Source organism: Paenarthrobacter nitroguajacolicus, from assembly GCF_007786235.1.
Classification (GTDB): domain Bacteria; phylum Actinomycetota; class Actinomycetes; order Actinomycetales; family Micrococcaceae; genus Arthrobacter; species Arthrobacter nitroguajacolicus_A.
The window spans coordinates 44,798-67,239 of sequence record NZ_VNFK01000003.1 but is presented as its reverse complement, the minus strand read 5'-3'; the positions used below and the strand labels follow the sequence as shown (position 1 = coordinate 67,239).

24 protein-coding genes are annotated in these 22,442 nt (G+C 62.5%); 14 read left to right on the top strand and 10 right to left on the bottom strand.

Annotation, left to right across the window (positions count from 1 at the left end; translation table 11 throughout):
- The first annotated feature begins 8 nt into the window (after window positions 1–8).
- Entirely contained in the window at window positions 9–1,718 is a 1,710-nt protein-coding gene (locus tag FQP90_RS04230; RefSeq protein WP_144648488.1) for a dipeptide ABC transporter ATP-binding protein, read from the top strand.
- Window positions 1,719–1,870: 152 nt separating this feature from the next.
- Here FQP90_RS04230 and FQP90_RS04225 read toward each other — a convergent pair whose 3' ends face one another.
- Complete coding sequence (locus tag FQP90_RS04225; RefSeq protein ID WP_167510406.1) at window positions 1,871–2,734, bottom strand: SGNH/GDSL hydrolase family protein; 864 nt, start codon at window positions 2,732–2,734, stop codon at window positions 1,871–1,873.
- Window positions 2,735–3,015: 281 nt separating this feature from the next.
- On the opposite strand from FQP90_RS04225, the gene typA reads away from it, so the two are divergent.
- On the top strand, window positions 3,016–4,932 hold the full coding sequence (gene typA, locus FQP90_RS04220; RefSeq protein WP_144648487.1) for a translational GTPase TypA: 1,917 nt from the start codon (window positions 3,016–3,018) through the stop codon (window positions 4,930–4,932).
- A 34-nt stretch (window positions 4,933–4,966) separates the two neighbouring features.
- Window positions 4,967–5,362 (top strand): hypothetical protein, encoded by a 396-nt coding sequence (locus FQP90_RS04215; RefSeq protein WP_144648486.1) that lies wholly within the window; start codon window positions 4,967–4,969, stop codon window positions 5,360–5,362.
- Here the strand turns inward: FQP90_RS04215 and FQP90_RS04210 are convergent.
- Window positions 5,359–5,595 (bottom strand): putative acetyltransferase, encoded by a 237-nt coding sequence (locus FQP90_RS04210; RefSeq protein ID WP_244296484.1) that lies wholly within the window; start codon window positions 5,593–5,595, stop codon window positions 5,359–5,361. The genes FQP90_RS04215 and FQP90_RS04210 overlap by 4 nt on opposite strands.
- A gap of 135 nt (window positions 5,596–5,730) precedes the next feature.
- Between FQP90_RS04210 and fdxA the strand changes: the two genes are divergently transcribed.
- The 3 genes from fdxA (at window position 5,731) to FQP90_RS04195 (ending at window position 8,736) form a co-directional block, all read left to right on the top strand.
- Complete coding sequence (gene fdxA / locus FQP90_RS04205) at window positions 5,731–6,057, top strand: ferredoxin (protein WP_144648485.1); 327 nt, start codon at window positions 5,731–5,733, stop codon at window positions 6,055–6,057.
- 14 nt (window positions 6,058–6,071) lie between these two features.
- On the top strand, window positions 6,072–7,220 hold the full coding sequence (dapC, locus tag FQP90_RS04200; protein WP_144648718.1) for a succinyldiaminopimelate transaminase: 1,149 nt from the start codon (window positions 6,072–6,074) through the stop codon (window positions 7,218–7,220).
- Window positions 7,221–7,452: 232 nt separating this feature from the next.
- Window positions 7,453–8,736 carry a citrate synthase gene (locus tag FQP90_RS04195; protein WP_144648484.1) on the top strand — a complete coding sequence of 428 codons (1,284 nt, stop codon included), beginning with the start codon at window positions 7,453–7,455 and terminating at the stop codon, window positions 8,734–8,736.
- A gap of 87 nt (window positions 8,737–8,823) precedes the next feature.
- Here FQP90_RS04195 and galE read toward each other — a convergent pair whose 3' ends face one another.
- Window positions 8,824–9,864, bottom strand: coding sequence for a UDP-glucose 4-epimerase GalE (gene galE / locus FQP90_RS04190; protein ID WP_144648483.1), 1,041 nt, complete (start codon window positions 9,862–9,864; stop codon window positions 8,824–8,826).
- Window positions 9,865–9,944: 80 nt separating this feature from the next.
- On the opposite strand from galE, the gene FQP90_RS04185 reads away from it, so the two are divergent.
- Together FQP90_RS04185 and FQP90_RS04180 are read left to right on the top strand one after the other, a co-directional pair.
- Window positions 9,945–10,571: a TetR/AcrR family transcriptional regulator gene (locus tag FQP90_RS04185; RefSeq protein WP_144648482.1), complete on the top strand. Its 627-nt coding sequence runs from the start codon at window positions 9,945–9,947 to the stop codon at window positions 10,569–10,571.
- A 94-nt stretch (window positions 10,572–10,665) separates the two neighbouring features.
- Window positions 10,666–11,277 (top strand): hypothetical protein, encoded by a 612-nt coding sequence (locus FQP90_RS04180; protein ID WP_144648481.1) that lies wholly within the window; start codon window positions 10,666–10,668, stop codon window positions 11,275–11,277.
- A gap of 64 nt (window positions 11,278–11,341) precedes the next feature.
- Here the strand turns inward: FQP90_RS04180 and FQP90_RS04175 are convergent, their stop codons facing one another.
- Entirely contained in the window at window positions 11,342–12,202 is an 861-nt protein-coding gene (locus tag FQP90_RS04175; protein ID WP_439898636.1) for a hypothetical protein, read from the bottom strand.
- Window positions 12,198–13,223, bottom strand: coding sequence for a 2,3,4,5-tetrahydropyridine-2,6-dicarboxylate N-succinyltransferase (dapD, locus tag FQP90_RS04170; RefSeq protein WP_144648479.1), 1,026 nt, complete (start codon window positions 13,221–13,223; stop codon window positions 12,198–12,200). The genes FQP90_RS04175 and dapD overlap by 5 nt, the downstream gene beginning before the upstream one ends.
- Window positions 13,224–13,318: 95 nt before the next feature.
- On the opposite strand from dapD, the gene dapE reads away from it, so the two are divergent.
- Window positions 13,319–14,443, top strand: coding sequence for a succinyl-diaminopimelate desuccinylase (gene dapE / locus FQP90_RS04165; protein ID WP_144648478.1), 1,125 nt, complete (start codon window positions 13,319–13,321; stop codon window positions 14,441–14,443).
- Window positions 14,444–14,506: 63 nt separating this feature from the next.
- Here dapE and FQP90_RS04160 read toward each other — a convergent pair whose 3' ends face one another.
- From FQP90_RS04160 to FQP90_RS04145, 4 genes are all read right to left on the bottom strand, one after another.
- A complete protein-coding gene (locus tag FQP90_RS04160) occupies window positions 14,507–15,400 on the bottom strand; it encodes an amino acid ABC transporter permease (protein ID WP_144648477.1) in 894 nt (297 codons plus the stop codon).
- On the bottom strand, window positions 15,397–16,047 hold the full coding sequence (locus FQP90_RS04155; protein WP_090818089.1) for an amino acid ABC transporter permease: 651 nt from the start codon (window positions 16,045–16,047) through the stop codon (window positions 15,397–15,399). Before FQP90_RS04155 ends, FQP90_RS04160 begins: the two co-directional genes overlap by 4 nt.
- A 91-nt stretch (window positions 16,048–16,138) precedes the next feature.
- Complete coding sequence (locus tag FQP90_RS04150; RefSeq protein ID WP_144648476.1) at window positions 16,139–17,017, bottom strand: glutamate ABC transporter substrate-binding protein; 879 nt, start codon at window positions 17,015–17,017, stop codon at window positions 16,139–16,141.
- 54 nt (window positions 17,018–17,071) lie between these two features.
- On the bottom strand, window positions 17,072–17,827 hold the full coding sequence (locus tag FQP90_RS04145; RefSeq protein WP_144648475.1) for an amino acid ABC transporter ATP-binding protein: 756 nt from the start codon (window positions 17,825–17,827) through the stop codon (window positions 17,072–17,074).
- A gap of 163 nt (window positions 17,828–17,990) precedes the next feature.
- Here FQP90_RS04145 and FQP90_RS04140 point away from each other — a divergent pair, with 163 nt between their 5' ends.
- From FQP90_RS04140 to FQP90_RS04125, 4 genes are all read left to right on the top strand, one after another.
- On the top strand, window positions 17,991–18,830 hold the full coding sequence (locus FQP90_RS04140; RefSeq protein WP_208759939.1) for a TIGR00730 family Rossman fold protein: 840 nt from the start codon (window positions 17,991–17,993) through the stop codon (window positions 18,828–18,830).
- A gap of 18 nt (window positions 18,831–18,848) precedes the next feature.
- Window positions 18,849–19,190 carry a DivIVA domain-containing protein gene (locus tag FQP90_RS04135; RefSeq protein ID WP_144648474.1) on the top strand — a complete coding sequence of 114 codons (342 nt, stop codon included), beginning with the start codon at window positions 18,849–18,851 and terminating at the stop codon, window positions 19,188–19,190.
- A gap of 77 nt (window positions 19,191–19,267) precedes the next feature.
- Window positions 19,268–20,464 (top strand): hypothetical protein, encoded by a 1,197-nt coding sequence (locus FQP90_RS04130; RefSeq protein WP_144648716.1) that lies wholly within the window; start codon window positions 19,268–19,270, stop codon window positions 20,462–20,464.
- 228 nt (window positions 20,465–20,692) lie between these two features.
- Window positions 20,693–20,860, top strand: a complete 168-nt coding sequence (locus FQP90_RS04125) for a DUF3117 domain-containing protein (RefSeq protein ID WP_064721643.1) — start codon at window positions 20,693–20,695, stop codon at window positions 20,858–20,860.
- Window positions 20,861–20,947: 87 nt separating this feature from the next.
- Here FQP90_RS04125 and FQP90_RS04120 read toward each other — a convergent pair whose 3' ends face one another.
- Complete coding sequence (locus FQP90_RS04120; protein ID WP_144648473.1) at window positions 20,948–21,580, bottom strand: O-methyltransferase; 633 nt, start codon at window positions 21,578–21,580, stop codon at window positions 20,948–20,950.
- Between the two features lie 233 nt (window positions 21,581–21,813).
- On the opposite strand from FQP90_RS04120, the gene sigE reads away from it, so the two are divergent.
- Entirely contained in the window at window positions 21,814–22,437 is a 624-nt protein-coding gene (sigE, locus tag FQP90_RS04115) for an RNA polymerase sigma factor SigE (protein ID WP_144648472.1), read from the top strand.
- The last annotated feature ends 5 nt before the right edge of the window (window positions 22,438–22,442 follow it).

Genomic DNA, 22,442 nt, shown 5'->3' with positions numbered 1-22,442 from the left:
AGGCGACCATGAATTCTGTCAACGTCAGCATTGATGAAGCCACGGCACCAGTACGGCCCATCCTTGAGATCAAGGACCTGGCCATCACTTTCAAGACCGGTTCCGGTGAGGTCAAGGCGGTTAAGAACGCCCATTTGTCCATCATGCCGGGCGAGACGGTCGCCATTGTGGGGGAGTCTGGTTCAGGAAAATCGACGACGGCGCTGGCCGCCATCGGTCTTTTGCCCAACAACGGCCGCGTCTCGGCTGGGCAGATTCTGCTCGACGGCGAGGACATCGCCCATGCGTCGGAAAAGCGCATGATTGAGCTCCGTGGCAGCCATATTGGCATGGTTCCCCAGGATCCCATGTCCAACCTGAACCCGGTGTGGAAGATTGGCTACCAGGTTCGGGAAACCCTGAAGGCCAACGGTCGTCCGGACGGCCCGGAGGACGTTGCCCGCGTCCTCGCGGAAGCTGGTCTTCCTGATGCTGCACGCCGGGCAAAGCAGTACCCGCACGAATTCTCGGGCGGTATGCGCCAGCGTGCGCTCATCGCCATCGGCTTGAGCTGCCAGCCCAAGCTGCTGATCGCAGACGAACCAACGTCTGCTTTGGATGTCACGGTCCAGCGCAGGATTTTGGACCACCTGGATAAAATGACCACGGAACTCGGCACCTCCGTGCTGCTGATCACGCACGACCTCGGCCTTGCGGCCGAACGCGCTGACAAAGTGATCGTCATGTACCAGGGCAACGTGGTTGAGGCTGGTCCTTCCCTGGATCTCCTCCGCAACCCCCAGCACCCCTACACCCGGCGCTTGGTTGAGTCGGCACCTTCCTTGGCATCACGCCGTATTCAGGTGGCCAAGGAACAGGGTGTGGAAGCCGGCGACCTGCTGGCACCCGTGGCCGCTGCGCAGGATCGCGCCCAGGACGAGGTCCTCCAGATCAAGAACCTGCGCAAGATCTACAAGCTGCGTCAGGGGATCGGGCAGTCTGCGGACTTTGCTGCGGTTGACGATGTCAGCTTCAACGTCAAGCGCGGCACCACCACGGCAATTGTGGGGGAGTCCGGCTCCGGTAAGTCCACGGTTGCCAAAATGGTCCTTCAGCTGGAAAAGCCCACTGAGGGCCAGATCGTCTTTGACGGTGTGGACACGGCAGGGCTTAAGGGCAAGGAGCTCTTCAAGTTCCGTCGCCGCGTGCAGCCGATCTTCCAAGACCCGTATGGCTCCCTGGACCCGATGTACAACATCTTCAGGACCATCGAAGAGCCACTGCGTGTACACAAGATCGGTAACGCGGCCAGCCGCGAGAAGAAGGTACGCGAGCTCCTTGACCAGGTGGCGTTGCCTCAGTCCATGATGCAGAGGTACCCGAACGAGCTTTCAGGTGGCCAGCGTCAGCGCATTGCGATTGCCCGTGCTCTGGCTTTGGATCCCGAAGTCATCATTTGCGATGAAGCGGTCTCCGCCCTGGACGTCCTCGTCCAGGCCCAGGTGCTGAACTTGTTGGCTGATCTCCAGGACAACCTGGGGCTGACCTACCTCTTCATCACCCACGACCTCGCAGTAGTTCGCCAGATCGCGGATCACGTTTGCGTGATGGAAAAGGGCAAGCTCGTGGAGACGGGCAGCACGGATGATGTCTTCGACAACCCCCGTGAGGCCTACACCCAGGCACTCCTGGATGCCATCCCCGGCGGTTCGCTCCTCCTGCCGCCTGCGGTGGCCTGACCGGCGTCGTAGTTTTCCTTCGCCGAGCAGCAACAGAGCCGGTGGTTCCCGCCAAGGGAACCACCGGCTCTTGCCGTTAACGTCGCATTGTGGGGCCTGCTGTGCACGCTAAAGCGCTCGCGAAGCGCGCAGAGCGGGCCTCGCAACGCGCTCTATTGCGCGGGTGCAGATACCGCTGCGGAGGCCGCGGTGTCCGGCCGGGCTGTGAGCCCCAGCGCGGCGAGTTCGCGGGCCAGGATGGAGCCCAGTTTCGTATGCCCTGATGGTTTCATGTGGACGCCATCCTGAAGGTCTGCGACCGCGTCGTAGCGGGTCAGCCAGTCGCCGGTGCTCACGAACGGGATCGCGTGTTTGCCTGAGATTCGTCCCAGGAGTGCGTCCACCTCGGTGCGACGGCCGCCACCGTTGTTTGCCCCCCGCGCCAAGGTACCTATCATGGCAATGGTGGCGCCGGGGTAGCGCTTTTTCAATGCCGCCAGCAGTCGATCTGCGTTGCTGGTGATTTGCGCATCGGTAGCCTTCTGGGAGGCATCGTTGCCGCCTCCCTGCACCACGATCAAGGGCGGGTCGCCGTAGGGGAGCACCCAGTCACCACGCTGCAATGCGTCGATGTAGTTACCTGTCTTGCCGTTGGCAGCCACGAATCCCGTGCCGCCCATGCCTACAACGTGCAGCTTGTAGCCCAAAGCTGCAACACCCTGCTGTGGCCAGGAGTCTTTAGGCATGGTCTGCGAGTCCCCGATCAGCACAGCCGTGTGCCGGACGTCGGCCAGGACAAGTTCGTTGCGGTTGTTTGCCGGGTTCTTGTACAGCGAGCCCACGGGAAGGTTCAGCGCGCTGGGTTCGGCGGCGCTCCTGAGCGGTTTGTCCGCAGCGGCCGTCTGGGCGGGTCCAGGCGCGACTGATCGCGTGGGGGCAGCTTGGGGGTTTGCTTGGTTTGGTCCGCAGCCCACCAGGAGAACGCCGACGGCGATCAATGGTGCGAGCGTGCGGAACGCGGCCGAGGCTTTGCGCATCGTTGGTCTCCGTGTGGCACTGGTTCTGGAGCAATCATGGGGCACGTAGCCGGGAAAATCCAGCATCTGGAGTTGTGGATATTAAAGCGTGATGCCTGTGACCCGCGCCACATCATAGTGCCAAATGGCTTGCTTTTTAGGCTCAGAAATGCAACTGCGTTTAGACTGGATGCAGGTGCCCTGTGTCCCGGGGTCTTTTCGCTGTGTGTTCCGATCAAGTCGATCAGGTATGCGCGCGGATACAAACAGCTGACTTCACCACTGAAACGAGTCATTAACGCATGTCTGAAACCATCACCAACACTGCGTCGCGGAGCGATCTGCGCAACGTCGCGATCGTCGCACACGTTGACCACGGTAAGACCACCCTGGTCGACGCCATGCTCAAGCAGACCAACTCCTTCGCTTCCCATGGTGAGGTTGAGGACCGCGTCATGGACTCCGGTGACCTGGAGCGCGAAAAGGGCATCACCATCCTCGCGAAGAACACCACGGTTGCCTACAATGGCCCGTCGTCCAACGGCGAGACCATCACCATCAACGTCATCGACACTCCCGGCCACGCCGACTTCGGTGGCGAAGTAGAGCGCGGTCTCTCCATGGTTGACGGCGTCGTCCTGCTGGTTGACTCCTCCGAGGGGCCCCTGCCCCAGACCCGCTTCGTCCTGCGCAAAGCCTTGGCCGCGCACCTGCCGGTCATCCTCCTGGTCAACAAGACCGACCGTCCCGACGCCCGCATCGATGAGGTTGTCCACGAGTCCATGGACCTGCTCCTCGGCTTGGCCTCGGACCTCGCCGACGAAGTTCCGGACCTCGACCTGGACAAGGTCCTCGAAGTTCCGGTCGTCTACGCAGCAGCCAAGGTTGGCCGCGCGTCCCTGGACCAGCCGGACAACGGCTCGGCTCCGGAGAACGAGGACCTCGAGCCCCTCTTCAAGACCATCATCGAGCACATCCCCGCTCCGACGTACAACCCGGACGGCGTGCTGCAGGCACACGTGACCAACCTGGACGCCTCGCCGTTCCTTGGCCGCCTCGCCCTGCTCCGCATCTACAACGGCACGCTCCGCAAGGGCCAGACCGTTGCCTGGGCACGCGCCAACGGCGAGCTCAAGAACGTCAAGATCACCGAACTGCTCGCCACCAAGGCGCTCACCCGCGTTCCTGCCGAATCTGCCGGTCCGGGTGAAATCGTCGCCGTCGCCGGCATCGAGGAAATCACCATCGGTGAAACCCTCACCGACGCGGAGAATCCGCAGCCGCTGCCGCTGATCACCGTGGACGATCCCGCGATCTCCATGACCATCGGCATCAACACCTCGCCGCTGGCCGGCAAGGTCAAGGGTGCCAAGGTCACCGCGCGCCAGGTGAAGGATCGCCTGGACAAGGAACTGATCGGTAACGTCTCCATCAAGGTCCTCCCCACCGAGCGTCCCGACGCTTGGGAAGTCCAGGGCCGTGGCGAGCTCGCGCTGGCCATCCTGGTTGAGCAGATGCGCCGCGAAGGCTTTGAGCTGACCGTCGGCAAGCCGCAGGTTGTCACCAAGACCATCGACGGCAAGATCCACGAGCCGATGGAACACATGACCATCGACGTACCGGAAGAGTACCTCGGCTCCGTCACGCAGCTCATGGCCGCCCGCAAGGGCCGCATGACCAACATGGCCAACCACGGTACCGGCTGGTGCCGCATGGAGTTCATCGTTCCGGCACGTGGCCTCATCGGCTTCCGCACCAAGTTCCTCACGGATACTCGCGGTGCCGGTATCGCTGCCTCGATCTCCGAAGGCTACGAGCCGTGGGCCGGCCCCATCGAATACCGCACCAACGGTTCGATGATCGCCGACCGCGCCGGTGTTGTGACGCCGTTCGCCATGATCAACCTGCAGGAACGCGGTTCCTTCTTCGTGAAGCCCACGTCCGAGGTTTACGAAGGCATGATCGTCGGCGAGAACTCACGCGCTGACGACATGGACGTCAACATCACCAAGGAAAAGAAGCTCACCAACATGCGTGCAGCTTCCTCCGACTCCTTTGAGAACCTGACGCCCCCGCGCGACCTCACCCTCGAAGAGTCCCTCGAATTCGCCCGCGAGGACGAGTGCGTTGAGGTGACGCCGGAGGATATCCGCATCCGCAAGGTCATCCTGGACTCCAACGAGCGCGCCAAGGCCAACCGCGCCCGCGCCAAGTCCTAGCCTGTACCGGTCTGAACCCGTCAGGAACAGCTGAATGATGAGAGGAGTCGCCAGTGCGGGCCGTGGCATTGCCGCGGCCGTGCTGGCGGCTCTTTTCGTTGCGGCGGCAGGGACGGCTCTGCACCGGCAGACGGCGCTGTGGTCCGGCGTCGAGGTCTCATGGGGAGTCGTTGCATCTTTGTTGCTGCTAGCCTCCGTGCAGCTATGGCTGGCCGCCTGGTCCCGCTCGATTCTCCCGACGGCGATAGCCGGAGTGGTGAGCTACGCCGCCGTCGGCGTCTTGTCATCTGCGGGACCCGCCAAGCAATTGGTGCTTGGCGATACGCTGGGCAATGTGTGGGTCTTCGGCATCGGCGGGGTTACGCTGGTCATGCTCGTGGCAGTGAGTCGGCTCCGCCTGCCCCTGGCGCACGCAGGGGCAGGACGCTAAAGCGGCTTGCGACGCTGCGGTGGCGGTGGAACCTCTTTTGCCGCGATGACCATCGCAAGGGGGATTTCGACGTCGGACGTCCGGGTCCGTACGGTGCAACTGTTTTCGCTGGCGTCCAGCAGGTAGCCCAATGCGTCCGTGAGGCCGTCGGCGATCCTGTACCGGACCACCACCCGGATGCCGGGTTCTGCACTCAGAAGGAATTGGCGGGGTGGCAAATGCGGGGGAGTCACCGTTTCATACTAAGACGCGGGCTAGGTTGGCGTCAGCGCACTGTTGGATAATAGGCTCGGAAGTTGAGTGCCCGGCATGATGCCGGCAGATTTACCCCGGCTATCGCCGGGACAAACCGTGGAGAGGTCTGGGACGTGACGTACGTAATCGCGCAGCCGTGTGTGGATGTCAAGGACAAGGCGTGTATTGAAGAGTGCCCGGTCGACTGCATTTACGAAGGTGAGCGTTCCCTCTACATCCACCCCGATGAATGCGTCGACTGTGGTGCCTGTGAGCCCGTGTGCCCTGTTGAGGCCATCTACTACGAGGATGACACCCCGGAGGAATGGGCTGACTATTACAAGGCCAACGTCGAGTTCTTCGATGACCTCGGCTCGCCCGGTGGCGCCGCCAAGATCGGCAACACCGGCAAGGACCACCCCTTCATCGCAGCACTGCCCCTGCAGAACCAAGACCACTAAGGGCGGTGGCTTCCCTGATTTCCGCAGCGCCGGCTTTCGGCCTGAACCTGCCTGACTACCCGTGGGAGGCCATGGCGCCCTACGTTGCCACGGCTGCCAAGCACCCCGCGGGTGCAGTGAATCTTTCCATCGGCACGCCGGTGGATCCCACTCCCGGCTTGATCCGCGACGCCCTTGCCGCGGCCGCGGATGCTCACGGCTATCCCACAGTCCACGGCACGGAGGCCCTGCGCCAGGCCGTGGTTGACTGGTTTGCCAGCCGCCGCGGCGTGCCCGGATTGGACCCTAAGGATGTCATGCCGACGGTTGGTTCCAAGGAACTCGTGGCCTGGCTGCCGTTCCTGCTCGGGCTGAGCGCGGGCGACGTGGTGGTACGGCCGACCGTGGCCTACCCCACGTACGACATCGGCGCTTCCTTGGCCGGCGCGACCGCTGTGGCCGCGGACGACCTGGACGAATTGGACCCCGCCACCCGCGCGAAAGTCCGCTTGATTTGGATCAACTCGCCCGGCAACCCTACTGGCAGCGTCCGTGACGTGGAATCGCTCCGCAGGATCGTAGGCCAGGCCCGCGAGATTGGGGCCGTAGTGGCCTCGGACGAGTGCTATGCCGAACTGGGCTGGGGAGAATGGGACGCACAGCGTGGCGGGGAAGCCGTACCGAGTATCCTTGACCCGCGCGTCACGGGCGGGTCCACGGATGGGCTGCTCTGCGTCTATTCGTTGAGCAAGCAGTCCAACCTTGCGGGATACCGCGCCGCCTTCGTGGCCGGCGACTCGGCGATCATGGCCAACTTGGTCAACAGCCGCAAACACGCGGGCATGATTGTTCCTTTCCCTGTGCAGGAAGCCATGCGCGTTGCCTTGGGCGACGCCCACCACGTCCTGGCTCAGAAAGACTTGTACCGGGGTCGCCGCGAGCGGATTGTTCCCGCACTGGAAAAGTTCGGCTTGCAGATCCACGAATCCAAGGCGGGACTCTACCTCTGGTCCACGGCGGGCGAAGCCACCTGGGATACGGTGGCCAGGTTCGCTGAACTTGGCATCGTGGTAGGGCCGGGGGTCTTCTACGGTGACGCCGGCAATGGATTCATCCGCGTAGCCCTCACCGGCAGCGATGAACGGATCGACGCCGCCGTTGAACGACTTGGCAACAGCGCATAACAATGCTGTGACTTGCACCACTATTAGCGTCATTCCGCCAGTAACCGGACAGCACGGATTAGTTCCGTAGGGTTACTGGCGGTAGCTTTTTAACTGACTATCAATGGTGGCCTTCACTAAGAAAGCACTTCGGCCGTTGGAGCCCTGCAACAGTAGGGCCGAAGGCGGCGACACCAGAAGTTGGTTGGACAAGCGTTCGATAGAGGCCCTGAGGCCTCATGAAGGGGACTCCATGACTGAGACCACCAGCGCGACACTGCGCCATGCCGGCGGCGAACTCGAACTGCCGCGCATCCAGGTTGTAGAGGGAAACGAAGGCTACGACGTTTCCAAGCTGTTGAAGCAGACGGGCGCTGTCGCCTACGACCCCGGCTTCATGAACACAGCGGCCACCACCTCGGCCATCACCTACATCGACGGCGACGCAGGCATCCTGCGCTACCGCGGTTACCCCATTGAGCAGCTCGCGCAGCACTCGAGCTTCCTCGAAGTTTCCTACCTGCTGATTTACGGCAACCTGCCCACTCCCACGGAGTTGGAAGAGTTCGATCAGCGCATCCGCCGCCACACGCTCCTGCACGAAGAGCTCAAGGGCTTCTTCGGCGGGTTCCCGCGCGATGCACACCCCATGCCGGTGCTTTCTTCGGCTGTTTCGGCGCTGTCCACGTTCTACCAGGACTCGCTGGATCCCTTCAACGCCGAGCACGTGGAAGTTTCCACCATCCGCCTCATGGCCAAGCTGCCGGTCATTGCGGCCTACGCCCACAAGAAGTCCATCGGCCAGCCGATGCTTTACCCGGACAACTCCATGAACCTCGTGGAGAACTTCCTGCGCCTGAGCTTCGGACTTCCCGCCGAGCAGTACGAGATGGACCCGGTGGTGGTCAAGGCCCTGGACCTCCTGCTCATCCTGCACGCCGACCATGAGCAGAACTGTTCCACCTCCACCGTTCGCCTGGTGGGTTCGTCCAACGCGAACCTCTTTGCTTCGGTGTCCGCAGGCATCAACGCACTCTTTGGTCCCGCCCACGGTGGCGCCAACGAAGCCGTCCTGAAGATGCTCCGCCAGATCCAGGCCGACGGCATCAAGCCCGAGGATTACATGGAGAAGGTCAAGAACAAGGAAGACGGCGTCCGCCTCATGGGCTTCGGACACCGTGTCTACAAGAACTACGACCCCCGCGCCAAAATCATCAAGGCTACGGCACACGAGGTCCTGGGCAAGCTCGGCGGAAACGACGAACTCCTGGACATCGCCATGCGCCTCGAAGAGAAGGCCCTGGCCGACGACTACTTCATCCAGCGCAAGCTGTACCCGAACGTCGACTTCTACACCGGCCTCATCTACAAGGCCATGGGCTTCCCGGAGAAGATGTTCACGGTACTCTTCGCCATTGGTCGCCTCCCGGGCTGGATTGCCCAGTGGCGCGAAATGATCAACGATCCCCAGACCAAGATCGGCCGTCCGCGGCAGCTCTACACAGGGGAGCCGGAACGCAACTACCCGGCCAACTGATACGGCAAAAGTGTCAATAACGACGGCGGCCGCCCACCTCGCGCGAGGTGGGCGGCCGCCGTCGTTGGTCGCCTGGCTGGTGGCCGTTCAGGCGTTATTCGCCGCAGCGGGCTGGGCCGCGTTGTACCCGTAAGGGTTGTTCTTCTGCCAGCGCCAGTGGTCTTCGCACATCTGATCCACCGTCTTGGTGGTGGACCAGCCGAGGTCCGCCAGAGCGGAGGAGGCGTCGGCCCAGAACGCGGGGAGGTCGCCGGCGCGACGACCGGTGATTTCGTAAGGAATCGGCTGGCCTACCGCCTTCTCGAAGGAACGCAGTACCTCCAGGACCGAGGAGCCGCGACCTGAGCCCAGGTTCCAGCGGCGGACTCCGGCGCGTTCTGCGATGTAGTTCAAGGCTGCTACGTGGCCCTCTGCCAGGTCCACCACATGGATGTAATCGCGCTGCGCGGTGCCGTCGGGGGTGTCGTAGTCACCGCCAAAGACCATGAGCTTTTCGCGGCGTCCAACAGCTACCTGCGCGATGAAGGGCACCAGGTTGTTGGGGATGCCCTGGGGGTCTTCGCCGATGCGACCGGACGGGTGTGCGCCCACCGGGTTGAAATAGCGCAGCAGTGCGATATGCCACCGGTCGTCGGCGTTGCCCAGGTCGGAGAGGATGTCCTCAATCTGTTCCTTGGTGCGGCCGTACGGGTTGTTGGCGCCGATCTCCATCTTCTCGATGTAGGGGATCGGGTTGTGCTCGCCGTATACGGTGGCAGAGGAGCTGAAGACAATGGAGCGCACGTTGTGCTTGTCCATCGCGCGGAGCAGGTTCAGGGTGCCAACGATGTTGTTGTAGTAATAGGCGAGGGGTTCCTGGACGGACTCTCCCACGGCTTTCAGCCCCGCGAAGTGGATGACGGCGTCAATGTGATGCTGGTCGAATACAGCCTCAACTGCGGGCTCGTCCACCAGGTCCACCTTGTGGAACGCGGCAGTCTTGCCAGTGAGTTCGGACACTCGGCGGAGGGATTCCTCGCTGGAGTTCACGAGGTTATCCAGCACGACGACGTCATGGCCGGCTTCCTGGAGGGACAAAACGGTGTGGGAACCGATATAGCCGGTGCCACCCGTGACAAGAATTTTCATGGTTCCTACGCTATCGGAAATCGAAGCCACGCCGCTCTGTGTTGAGCGGTGTTGAAGCACGTTCGTGCTAAAAAATACTGGTGCCCAAAATTGTTGATGCCGAAGCCCGGCGCCAGGAAGTTGTCCAAGCTGTCTTTCGGATCATCGCCAGCGATGGCCTGGAACGGGCATCCCTGAGGGAAGTAGCGGACGAAGCCGGACTGGCCGTCGGCTCGGTGCGGCACTACTTTTCCAGCAGCGACGAACTTTTGGTGTTCTCCTTCGGCGCCGTGATCGATCGAATTGCCGACCGTTTGGAAGCAGCCATGTCCGCCGTGGAGGCAAAGTCTCCGGGTAGCCCGGAACAGCAGGCCGCTGTGTTGAATCTCCTGGGCCAGGTCCTGCCCCTGGACGAGGAACTCGCAGTGGACGCCTGCGTCTGGATGGCGTTCCGCCATGCAGCGCGTATCAAGCCCGTCCTGGCCGCCGAAGCCGCGCGCAGCCACCGCACTGTGGCAGCCGTCGTCGGGCGTTTGATCATGTTGCTGAGTCCCGGCGAAGCTGACGCCCACCAAACACTCGTCACCGAAGCTGAACGGCTTCTGGCAACCATGGACGGGCTGTGCATGCACGCGCTGCTGCAGCCCGAGTGGATGACCGCTGAGATGTGCAGTGATGTCCTCACTGCCCACTTGCGGTCCCTGGGAGCTGTCCCCACAGTTCGCTAGCCGGGACTCGAGGGGAGTGGCCAGGGCCGTTACCGTGGGCAGCCAAGGGGAATAGACTGGGAAATGTCGGGGACCTGCCAAGGGAGGAATTCGCATGCACGAGTCAGGCGGCCCGGGATGGCGTATCACCATGGACACGTCAGGGCCGATGCTCATCGCCCTCTACCTGCGCGACGTCGCGGGACTGGACGGCGCCGGTAGGCCCAGCCTGTCCCACGCGGCCCCAAAGGTCCGTCACGCCGACCATAGCCATCTCACCTCGGACGTAGGGGGCATCCAGGCCCTCAAGACCGAATGGGAGGCATGGTGGGAAAGCCTGGTGAAGGCTTATCCGAAGCCGGCGTCTGAGCTGGCCCCGCCGAGCTTTAAGGCTTTTGGAAATTCGCCGGCCCTGCAGCGCGTCCTCCAAGCCCACTTTGGCTCGGCCTTGGGATGGGCGACCGACAGGATTGACGAATACGCAGACCTCGAGGCCGCGCGCGAGGCCAATGGCGTGACCCAGGTGCTCAACGAGATGGTGGAGGACCGGCTCCTTGAGGTGGGGCGCAGTTCCCGCGACTTTGAGCTCACCATTATCGAGCTGCCCCTTAGTGAACCGCGGGCCTGGTATCTGGAACCCAGCACCATGATCATGAGCCACCGGTTGCTGTCCGAGCCCGATGTTTTCCGCAGCTACGTCCAGCCCGTTGTGGAACTCCTCGCCTGACTGGAGTTTTTGTACATCTCCTGCCCTTATTGGCGGCTTTTGAGGGCAGCAGATGTACAAAAACTCACGTGGGTGGGGCGGATACGGTAATGGTGACGCCCGCGGAGGCCGCAGCCGAGGCTTGCCAACCGTCGCGCTTCTCGCGATTCCACGTCTGGCCCGCGACGTCAACTTGCGTGATGGCCAAGGTCTTGGCGTTCGCCACTGCCCAATGAGCCAGTGCCCAGGCTTGGGTGCCGGTCGCCTCCAGCTGGACCGAGCGGCCCTGAACCGTGGCCGCTTGGGTGCCGAACGCCGTCGTCAGTTCATTTACGACGGCGGCAGGGTCACCTGCCCCCTCGGGCATGCGCAGTTCGCAGCTTAGCGATGATTCCGAGTGCCCGGTCAACGCCGAAGCGAAGGCCCGGCCCATGGGTTCGTGTTGGGCGTAGGCGCGGGGGAACGCGGAGCGCTGGACTGCTTGGGCGGCCTGGGTGATCTCCATGGTCTCGTAGCCGGGTACTTTGACCAGGCCGTCGTAGAACGCGTTGGTGGCGTAGACGGGGTCCATGACTTGAGCCTCGGTGCCCCAGCCCTGGGACGGCCTCTGCTGGAACAACCCACGGGAATCGGGTCCCGCTTGGTCACCGTAGTTGATGTTCCGCAGCCTGGATTCCTGCATGGCGGTGGCCAGCGCAATGCTCGCCGCCCTGGGCGGCAGGCCACGTTGGACGGAGATGGCAGAGATCAGCGATGCGTTCGCTGCCTGGTCGGTGGCCAGTTCATGGGTTTCGGCGCCGACGACGGCGACGCAGCGCTCCGTGACCAGGGTCTCGGAGCGCTGCAGCACAGCAACGATCGCATAAATGGCACCTGCTACGAGGCCCAGAGCCAGCACCGCAACGATGGCGCGGCGGAACCGGCGCACGGATGTCCTCCTGCTAATTGGCGTGAAGTGCCTCGTTCAACTCCACCGTCTGGCCCTTGCGCGGAAGGACTTCCACGCCACCGGTGGTGGAGTTGCGGCGGAAGAGGAGGTTGGGGACGCCTGAGAGTTCCACGGCCTTGATGATCTTGCTGGTGTCTTCACCGTTTTCGTCTTTCGGACCCGGGACGCGGACTCGCGTTCCGGCCGTTACGTAAAGACCGGCCTCAACTACTGAGTCATCACCGATGCTGATGCCCACGCCGGAGTTGGCGCCCAAAAGCACACGCTCGCCGAGTGCGATCTTTTCCTTGCCGCCACCGGAGAGCGTGCCCATGATGGACGCGCCGCCGCCGACATCCGTGCCGTCGCCGGCCACGACGCCAGCGGAGATGCGGCCCTCCACCATGGAGGTGCCCAAGGTGCCGGCGTTGAAGTTCACGAAGCCCTCATGCATCACGGTGGTGCCTTCAGCGAGGTGGGCGCCCAAGCGGACGCGGTCGGCGTCTGCAATGCGGACGCCGGTGGGGACAACGTAATCAACCATGCGCGGGAACTTGTCCACGCCGTAGACCACCACGTTGCCGCGCTTGCGCAGGCGTGCACGGGTGAGTTCGAAGCCGTCTACCGCGGCCGGACCGAAGTTGGTCCATACAACGTTGGGAAGCTTGCCGAAAACGCCGTCGAGGTTGATGCTGTTCGGCTTCACCAAGCGGTGCGAGAGGAGATGCAAACGGAGGTAGGCGTCTGCGGTATCTGCCGGCGCGGCATCGAGGTCGATCTGGGCGAAGACCACCTTCTGCTCGGTGCCACGATCGGCATCGTTGCCTTCTTCAGCGAGGGCGGTGAGCGCAGGGTCGGCGTTTTCGACGTCGCGCAGGGTCTCGGCTGCAACGCCCAGGGCCGGAGCGGGGAACCAGACATCCAGCACGGTTGCTTCCCCGGAGGCCGAGGTGGCGATGGTGGCGAGGCCGAATCCGTAAGCTGATCGGTGGTTAGCGGGTGCGTTTGCGGGCACAGCAGAGGAAGCAGTTTCAGTCATGGGCCAAGTGTATCCAGCAGTCGGAGGTCGGTTAAAACCCGTCTCACACCGTGCAGGTCGCATTCGTGGTGCTTGCGGGGGATTAAGCTGTACGGGTGACCCTGAACCCTGCTCCCGCCCTCCTCGACCTGCGCCAGGACGTTGCCGTGCTGACGGCGGCGCTGATCGATTTCAACAGCGTCTCCGGCAACGAGACCGAACTCGCCGACGCCGTCGAGTCCGCCCTGCGCGCCATTCCGGCCTACACGGTAGTTCGGGACGGTGATGCCATCATCGCCCGCACCGAGCTTGGCCGTGCTGAACGTGTCATCCTGGCCGGGCATCTGGACACCGTGCCGCTGCCCACCGTTGAAGGCTCCTTGGGCACTGTCCCGGCGACGTGGGAGTCCGGTGTACCCGGCGAAGGCGTGCTCTATGGCCGCGGAACCACGGACATGAAGGGCGGTGTAGCGGTGCAACTCGCGCTGGCCGCAACACTGTTCGACGACGGCCGGCAGCCGGACAAGGATGTCACTTTCGTCTTCTACGACCATGAAGAAGTGGAAGCTGTGAAGAGTGGTCTGGGCCGTTTGGTCCGCAACCACGGAGATCTGCTCCGCGGCGATTTCGCGATCCTGTTGGAGCCAACGCACGGCACTGTGGAGGGTGGTTGCAATGGAACCAGCCGCTTCGAAGCCACCACCATCGGCGAAACGGCCCACTCTGCGCGCGCATGGATGGGCGTCAACGCCATCCATGCCGCAGCTCCCATCCTTGCCCGGTTGGCGGCATATGAGCCCAGGACCATCAACGTCGATGGCCTGGACTACCGTGAAAGCCTCAATGCGGTGAAGATCAATGGCGGCACAGCAGGCAACGTCATCCCTGACCGCTGCGTTGTGGAGATCAACTACCGCTTCGCTCCGGACAAGACTCCCGACCAAGCGGAGGCGCACGTCCGGGACCTTCTGGAAGGCTTCGACGTCGTCCGCACGGACGCCGCTGCCGGCGCGCGACCCGGACTGAACCACCCCGCCGCCGCGTCGTTCGTTGCCGCAGTGGGCGCCGAGCCCAAGCCCAAGTACGGGTGGACCGACGTCGCGCGTTTCAGCGAACTGGGCATCCCTGCTGTGAACTTCGGGCCGGGCGATCCGCTGCTGGCGCACAAGGACAACGAGCACGTCGACGCCGACGCTGTCCGTGAGTGCCTCCGTGCACTGAGGACGTGGTTGGCGCCGTAGCCAGGCTCCAACAAAAGAAGGTCCGCAGCCGGATGGCTGCGGACCTTCTTTGTATCGGGGTTGTTACTTCTTGTCAGGTCCCTCGACGGAGTCCTTTGCGATGGGGTCGTCTCCACCCACCATGAGGCCCGTTCGAAGGCTGGGGGCTGCTACGCCGCCGGCGGCTTTCTTGGAACCGCGGCGCTCGATCAGGATGGCGATCCTTGACACGGTGAGGTTGATCAGGATGTAGATCGCGGCGCCCACGAAGAACGCCGGGAACAGGAAATCCGGACCCAGGAAGTCCGCCATGATCTGGATCTTCCGCAGGAGTTCCTCGTAGCCCACGATGTAGCCGAGCGAGGTGTCCTTGAGCAGGACCACCAGCTGTGCAACCAACGACGGAAGCATGCGGCGTACTGCCTGTGGGAACTCGATGGACATCCGTGATTGGAAGCTGCGCAAGCCGATGGCAAGGCCAGCCTCGCGCTGCCCCTTGGGGAGGGACTGAATGCCTGCACGCAGGATCTCGGCGAAGATCGCGGCGTTGTAAAGCACCAAGCCAACCACCACGGCTTGGAACTGCCCTGTGGCGAAAACCAGCAGGACGAACAACATCATGAGGACCACGGGCATGCCGCGAAGGAACTCAAGCACTACCTGCGTGGGAACCCGGATCCACGCAATCAGGGAGATGCGCAGGAGGCAGAGGGCGATGCCGAGTGGGAAGGCGATCACGGCCGCTACGGCAGCCGCAGCCAGCGTGGAGAGGATGCCTTGACCAATCAAGCTCCAGACATCCGGCGCCATGGGGCCGTAGAAGATCTCCCAGCGGTCGGCGTCGAAAATGCCCTGCTGGGCCAGCGTCGTGACAGCGATGGCCAGGACACCGAGGATGATCAGGATTCCGGCCGCGGATCCAAGGAGTGAGTAGAGGCGGGCCTTGGGCCCGGGGACGTCGTACAGGACCGAGGTCATCGGGCAATCGCCACCTTTCGTTCAACAAAGTGCGCCAGGAGGCCCAGCGGCACCGTGATCAGGAGGTAGAAGAACGCCACCCCAAGCAGGATCCAGAGAACTTGATCGCCGTAGTCGTTGGAAAGCTGCCGACCGTAGCCGAAGAGCTCAAGGACGAAGAATGCGCCGGCCACGGAAGAGTTCTTGACCAGTGCGATCAGGATATTGATCAACGGGGGTATGACGGTACGGACGGCTTGGGGAAGAACGATGAAACCCAAAACCTGGGTAAACGTCATGCCCACGCTGCGGGCGGCTTCGGCCTGGCCAACGGGCACGCTGTTGACACCGGAACGGACGGCTTCGGCGATGAAGGCCGCCGTGTAACTGCTCAACGCGATGATGGCGGCAACTTCGAACTGTTCGAACTTGACGCCCAGCCGGGGGAGCACGATGGCTGCGAAGAAGAAGATGATGGTCAACGGGGTGTTTCGGGCGACTTCAACGTAGAACATGCTGAATCCGCGGAGTGCAGCCACGGGGGATACCCGCATGGCCGCCAGGAGTGTGCCGACGATGAGGGCAATGATTCCTGAAATGACGGAGAGATAGAGGGTTCGGAGAAATCCGTCCCAGTATTCGGGGAGGCTTGCTATGACGGCGTCCATGGCTTCCTTTGGCTGCAGCTAATCAGGGAACAGGGTCCTGGAGTCGTCAACTGCCGCCGTCCGGTTGGGCGGCGGCAGTTGACAGGTCTGACTAGTAGCGGTTGATCGCAGGAAGTTCAGGGGTGGTCTTGATGACCTTGCCTGCAGTGGCTTCCCAAGCCTTCTTGTAGGTGTCGCCCTTGGCGAAGCCCTCAAGCTGGTCGTTGATCCAGTTGCGGAAGACGGTATCGTCCTTCTTCAGGCCGATGCCGTAAGGCTCCTTGGTGAAGGTTTCATCCGAAGCGAGCTTGAAGGCATCCGGTTCCTTGTCCACGTAACCGGCGAGGATGACGTTATCCGTGGTGACGGCGACAACCTGCTTGTTGCGCAGCGGCTCCAGGCAAGCGGTATACGTGGCCGCAGGGACTACCTCGGCGTTGTACTTTTCGGCGATGGTCTTGGCCGGGGTGGAACCCGTGACGGAGCAAACCTTCTTGCCGGCAACGTCCTCGGGCTTGGTGATGGAGTTGTCGTCCTTGTTCACCAGCAGTGCCTGGCCTGCTTCGTAGTACGGTCCTGCGAAGGAGACCTTTTCCTTCCGGGCGTCATTGATGGTGTAGGTGGCAATGACGAGGTCAACGCGGCCCTGCTCAATGAACGATTCGCGGTTCTGGGAGACGGTCTCCACCCATTCGATCTTGTCAGCCGGAATGCCCAGGTTCGCAGCGATTGCCTTGCCGATCTCGACGTCGAATCCGACAGGCTTGCCGTCCAGGCCCTTCTGGCCGAAGAGCGGCTGGTCGAACTTGGTTCCGATGGTGATCTTCTGAGCCTTGTTCAGCTTCTCCATCGTGGTGCCGGCCTCGAAACTTGCCGAGGCAACAGGGGCAGGCGTCGAGCCGCTTCCGCCACCGCAAGCGCTCAGCGAGAGAGCAAGCGCAGCCGATGCGGCCACCAGGAGTGACTTCCTCCGGGTAATAAGAGACTTCATGACGTTCCTTTCATTGGATGGCCGCCTTACGGCCGGGGTGCGGGCGGTAAGGAGCTAGTGGGTCAAGAGCTTGGACAAGAAGTCCTTGGCTCGGTTGCTCTTGGGGTTGGTGAAGAATTCCTCGGGGGTGGCATCTTCCACGATCTGGCCATCAGCCATGAACACCACGCGATCGGCAGCCTTGCGGGCGAAGCCCATCTCGTGAGTGACCACGATCATGGTCATGCCTTCCTTGGCCAGCTGGATCATGACGTCCAGGACCTCATTGATCATTTCCGGGTCCAACGCCGAAGTGGGCTCGTCGAAAAGCATCACTTTCGGCTTCATGGCCAGTGCGCGGGCGATGGCTACACGCTGCTGCTGGCCACCGGAAAGCTGGGCGGGAAGCTTCGGTGCCTGGTGCCCGACGCCTACGCGTTCCAGGAGTGCCATGGCCTCTTTGTCAGCCGTGCCCTTGGCCACTTTCTTCACCTTGATGGGGCCCAGGGTGACGTTCTCAAGAATCGTCTTGTGGGCGAACAGGTTAAAGGACTGGAAGACCATTCCGACGTCGGCCCGCAGGTGGGCGAGGTCCTTGCCTTCCTCGGGGAGCTTCTTCCCGTCAATGGCAATATCGCCGTCGTCAATCGTTTCCAAACGGTTGATCGCGCGGCACAGCGTGGATTTACCGGAGCCGGAAGGTCCGATTACCACCACGACTTCACCCTTCCGAACCTGAAGGTTGATGTCCTTCAGGACGTGCAATTGACCGTAATGCTTGTTGACGCCATTCAGTGAGACGAGGGCATCGCCGGACGCTTGAGTAGTCATACGACGAATCTAGCGAACAAAGAGGCAAATATGACCACGGTCACGGCAACTTCCCCAAGATCGTGACTGAACAGAAACCTGCTCTCCAGCGATATACCAGACTGCAATGCAACAACCGGGTCGCTGCGACGGAGCTGGCGTCCATAAGCGCTAGCCTTGGGCAATGAGCATCAGCCAGCACTCAATTCCCAACCCGGATGCCAACGGCCACGGCAGGACCACCCATGTGCCCCTGCCTTCGGAGATTGCGCCCGCCAAGCACAAAGGCTCCCTGGAGCTTCGGCGCAAACAGGCCGATACGGGAATGTCGGACCAGCATTTGCTGGATACGAGCGGTGCCGGACAATTCATCCATACCGATCCGTGGCGCGTCCTTCGGATCCAAAGTGAGTTCGTGGAAGGCTTCGGTGCCCTGGCTGATCTCGGTCCCGCCGTCAGTGTCTTCGGCTCTGCCCGCACCAAGCCGGGGACCGAATACTACGAAATGGCCGTGGACGTAGGGCGGAAGCTGGCGGAGGCCGGCGTCGCAGTCATCACCGGCGGAGGGCCGGGTTCCATGGAAGCAGCCAACAAGGGTGCCGTGGAAGGCAACGGAGTCTCCGTAGGCCTTGGCATAGAACTGCCGTTCGAGCAGGGACTCAACCAGTGGGTAGACCTGGGGATCAACTTCCGGTACTTCTTCGCCCGGAAGACCATGTTCGTCAAATACGCTCAAGGATTCGTTGTCCTTCCGGGTGGGCTCGGAACTCTCGACGAACTCTTTGAAGCGATGGTCCTCGTCCAAACCCGCAAGGTGACATCTTTCCCCATCGTGCTGTTGGGCGTACGGTTCTGGGGCCCGATGATCGAATGGATCAGGGAGACACTCGTGGCCGAGGGCATGGTGTCGGAAAAGGACCTCGACCTGATCCAATTGGTGGATGACCCCGCCGACGCCGTGCACCGCGTCCTGCACGGGGCGCCGCTTCCTCCCGTTCCTAACGGAAACCAACGCCCGGAATAGGTATCCCTTTCTGGCACGATGGACCTTGTGAGCTTTTTCCTGGTGTTTCTCGCCATTGTCCTGGTCGGCGCTGCGCTGTATGTCGGAGCCGGGATCGTCCGGGGCCGCACGATGGGTGCGGGGTTGGACGACCCCGTTCCCAACCTGCCCCCGGTGCTGTTGCCGGCCGAGGCGCGGCCGTCCGACGTCGATTCCCTGCGCTTTGCCCTGGGGTTGAGGGGATACCGAATGGACCAGGTGGATCAGGTTCTGGACGAGCTCAGAGATCAGCTGCAGGCCAAGGACCGGGAAATCGAAAGACTTGGTGTCCTCGCACAGCAGCGGCCTGAGGATGGCGAAGCCAGCGGGAACCCCGAGTGACTGCAGAAGCCCCGGTAAGGGATGCGGAGGGCCTCACGGCGCGGTTGTCCCGTGCGGTGGCAGCCACGGGAGCAAGGATGGCCAGGTGGCCTTGGTGGTTACAGGTATCCATCGTTTTCGTTGCAGCACGGCTGGTGAGCGCCTGCATCTTCATGGCGGCCGCCATCCATCAAGGAACCAACCCCTGGTTCCCGCCGGCTCCGGATTACTGGAACTTCATCACTATCTGGGACGGACGCTGGTATCAGCAGGCCGCGGAGAAGGGGTATCCCTCCGTCCTGCCGGTAGACGGCAACGGGGTGGTCACGGAAAACGCCTGGGCCTTCTACGCACTCTTCCCTTTCCTGGCAAGGGCTCTTTCCGCCCTGACCGGGTTGGGTACCTTCCAAGCCCTCACTGCCATCGCGATGGTGGCCGGGCTGGGAGCAGCACTGGTGATTTTCAAGCTTTTCCGCGAGTTTGCAGGCAAACAGGCAGCCATGTGGGGCGTCATCTTCGTCTCCACTTTTCCGGTCTCGCCGATTCTCCAGGTTCCCTATGCGGAGTCGCTGAACCTCTTGCTCCTCTCCGCCTCCTTGCTGCTCATTGTTCGCCGCCACTACGTGGCCGCAATCCCCGTGGTTCTCTTGATGTGCTTGTCCCGGCCTACGGGTGTGCCGTTCGCGGCCATGGTGGGGCTTCTGCTCCTGTGGCGTTTGTGGCAACGGTTCGGGCCCGCGAAGACGGCGTTGGATGCCAGGCGTGACAATGATCCGACTTCGGCCCGCAGCCTGCTGTCCCTGGCAGCCTTGGTGGTCGCTGCGGGCGTCGGAGCCTTGGTATGGCCCGCAGTCGCCTGGGCAGTGACCGGCGACCCGGCAGCCTATACACGTACGGAGACGGCGTGGCGCGGCCATGACCTGGTGCCGTTCAAGCCGTGGTTCGACACCGGCCGAATGCTGTTTGGGCCGGTTCTGGGGGTGCTGGCGCCGTTTGTCTTTGCGGCCCTGTTCGTCCTGGTCATGATCTCCAAGCCGGTCCGGGCCATCGGAACGGAGCTGCGACTGTGGTGTGCGTGCTACATGGGCTATTTGCTGGTTTTCCTGCACCCACAAACCAGCACGTTCAGGATGCTCCTGCCGCTGTTTCCGCTGGCGCTTGGTGCGGCCCTCTTGTCCAAGTCCAAGGCGTACCGGGGCACGGTAGTGGTGATGTTTGTCCTCCTCCAAATCGTCTGGGTTGTGTGGCTCTGGGCGTGGGCACCCCTGCCCGGCGGCGGTGACTATCCGCCCTGACGTGGACCTTTGTTGGGGAATGGCAATATGTACAAAGCCCGGACAAATACGCGGTTGATTTCGCTACGGGCGGGTAAGTACGGGATAATGGACTACGAGCAAGGACAAAGCACCTAAAAGTGCCCGGCCAAGGCGGCCTCCCAAACGGTGCCGCCGGCTGCAATTGCGACGCGGATCCAGCCCGGCCGGGTTGGGCGTGACTTGGGACAAATGGAGGGGATTTTCCTAATGGCGGCTATGAAACCACGTACTGGCGACGGCCCTATGGAAGTTACCAAAGAGGGACGCAGCCTCATCATGCGTGTGCCGCTGGAGGGCGGGGGACGACTTGTGGTCGAGCTCAACGCAGCCGAAGCGGAAAACCTCAAGGAATGCCTCGTAGGTGTGACCGAATAGATTTACAAGGCAGGGCCCAGCGTGAGCTGGAGCCCTGCTTTTGTTTAAGGACCGTTTTGTCCCGGGTCCAGCCCAGGCCAAGGGTGCCTACTTCTTGACAGCTACCAGGAGCCCGTCGCCGGTAGGGAGCATGGCCGAGGCCAGCCGCTCGTCATCGCGGATTGACTTGCCAATCTGCCGCAACACCACGGTGGTGGAGTCCCGCGCGGCGGGGTTGGCCACCCGGTCCTTGTCCAGTGCGTCGTTGATGACCAAGGTGCCGCCGGACTTAAGAAGGCGGATGGCCTGCTCAACATACTTGGGAAAATTGGGCTTATCGGCATCGATGAACACGAGGTCGTACGCAGAGTCAGTGAGGCGCGGCAGCACGTCCGCTGCCCTCCCGGAAATGGTGCGGGTGCGGTTGGCCGGGCTGCCTGACTCCAGGAACGCTTCCCTTGCGGCCTTGAGGTGCTCCACATCGACGTCGATGGTGGTCAGGACGGCCTGGGGGCTGAGTCCACGCAGGAGGCAGACACCGGACACCCCTGCTCCTGATCCAACTTCCACCACGGTCTGCGCTTTGGACGCGGCAGCGAGGACCGTGAGCACAGCACCCACGCCGGGGCTGATGGGCGTTACGCCAAGTTCGAAGGACCGTTCGCGGGCGCGCAACAAGACGTCATCCTCAGCCGGCAGATCTTCCGCATAGGACCAGCTGCTTGACTTGTCGGCACTCATGAAGGTTTCGCTTTCCGCGGGTAGGGGTGTTTGTACCAGACTACTGTGTCCAACCCCGTACCCCTGTTGTTGGGGAGCCGCTCCGGGCTGTGTCCATCGACGTTTTTCGCGTTGCGGGGAAAACGTCCACCAGTCAGGAAATTCCCAGACAACCTTGGGATGATAATGCTCCGGTCATCCATGAGGTGGACGGCACCGAGACTCGGTGAACCACAGTTTGAGGGGAGTGGACGATGCCGGCATCGCATGCTGCGCCAGTCCAAACATCGGAGGGCCTTGAGGCCGTTGCTGAGTGGGTCATGCCCAGCTGGGAGGAAGTGGTCGCGAACCACTCCGCCAAGGTATATCGGCTTGCCTACCGCCTGACCGGCAACAAGTTCGACGCCGAAGACCTCACCCAGGAGGTCTTTGTGCGCGTCTTTCGTTCCTTGGAGAACTTCAAACCAGGAACGTTGGATGGCTGGTTGCACCGCATAACCACCAACCTCTTCCTGGACCAGGCCCGCCGCAAGAGCCGGATTCGTTTCGATGCCCTCGCCGAGGATGCCGAGTCCCGCTTGCCTGGCCGTGAGCCGGGCCCCGAGCAGAGCTTCGAGCACAACAACCTTGACCTCGACGTCCAGCGGGCGTTGGAAGAACTGCCGCCCGACTTCCGCGCCGCCGTCGTGCTGTGCGATCTTGAGGGCCTCTCGTATGACGAAGTGGCAGAGGCTCTCGGTGTGAAGCTGGGGACCGTCAGGTCCCGGATCCACCGCGGCCGGACCATGCTGCGCGAGAAGCTTGCCCACCGCGATCCCCGTCCGGCGGAGGCCCGCAAGCCGCGCCTGAAGATGCCCCGCATCGCAAGCATGCTTTAGGTCGT

Coding starts and splice junctions, on each gene's coding strand:
- FQP90_RS04215 (WP_144648486.1), top strand. CDS start 4,967: ATGATGAGAGGAGTCGCCAGTGCGGGCCGTGGCATTGCCGCGGCCGTG.
- typA (WP_144648487.1), top strand. CDS start 3,016: ATGTCTGAAACCATCACCAACACTGCGTCGCGGAGCGATCTGCGCAAC.
- FQP90_RS04130 (WP_144648716.1), top strand. CDS start 19,268: ATGGCCAGGTGGCCTTGGTGGTTACAGGTATCCATCGTTTTCGTTGCA.
- dapD (WP_144648479.1), bottom strand. CDS start 13,223: ATGACTGAAACTGCTTCCTCTGCTGTGCCCGCAAACGCACCCGCTAAC.
- FQP90_RS04140 (WP_208759939.1), top strand. CDS start 17,991: ATGAGCATCAGCCAGCACTCAATTCCCAACCCGGATGCCAACGGCCAC.
- FQP90_RS04195 (WP_144648484.1), top strand. CDS start 7,453: ATGACTGAGACCACCAGCGCGACACTGCGCCATGCCGGCGGCGAACTC.
- galE (WP_144648483.1), bottom strand. CDS start 9,864: ATGAAAATTCTTGTCACGGGTGGCACCGGCTATATCGGTTCCCACACC.
- sigE (WP_144648472.1), top strand. CDS start 21,814: ATGCCGGCATCGCATGCTGCGCCAGTCCAAACATCGGAGGGCCTTGAG.
- FQP90_RS04145 (WP_144648475.1), bottom strand. CDS start 17,827: ATGACTACTCAAGCGTCCGGCGATGCCCTCGTCTCACTGAATGGCGTC.
- FQP90_RS04125 (WP_064721643.1), top strand. CDS start 20,693: ATGGCGGCTATGAAACCACGTACTGGCGACGGCCCTATGGAAGTTACC.
- FQP90_RS04120 (WP_144648473.1), bottom strand. CDS start 21,580: ATGAGTGCCGACAAGTCAAGCAGCTGGTCCTATGCGGAAGATCTGCCG.
- FQP90_RS04225 (WP_167510406.1), bottom strand. CDS start 2,734: ATGCGCAAAGCCTCGGCCGCGTTCCGCACGCTCGCACCATTGATCGCC.
- FQP90_RS04150 (WP_144648476.1), bottom strand. CDS start 17,017: ATGAAGTCTCTTATTACCCGGAGGAAGTCACTCCTGGTGGCCGCATCG.
- FQP90_RS04180 (WP_144648481.1), top strand. CDS start 10,666: ATGCACGAGTCAGGCGGCCCGGGATGGCGTATCACCATGGACACGTCA.
- FQP90_RS04135 (WP_144648474.1), top strand. CDS start 18,849: ATGGACCTTGTGAGCTTTTTCCTGGTGTTTCTCGCCATTGTCCTGGTC.
- FQP90_RS04155 (WP_090818089.1), bottom strand. CDS start 16,047: ATGGACGCCGTCATAGCAAGCCTCCCCGAATACTGGGACGGATTTCTC.
- FQP90_RS04160 (WP_144648477.1), bottom strand. CDS start 15,400: ATGACCTCGGTCCTGTACGACGTCCCCGGGCCCAAGGCCCGCCTCTAC.
- FQP90_RS04230 (WP_144648488.1), top strand. CDS start 9: ATGAATTCTGTCAACGTCAGCATTGATGAAGCCACGGCACCAGTACGG.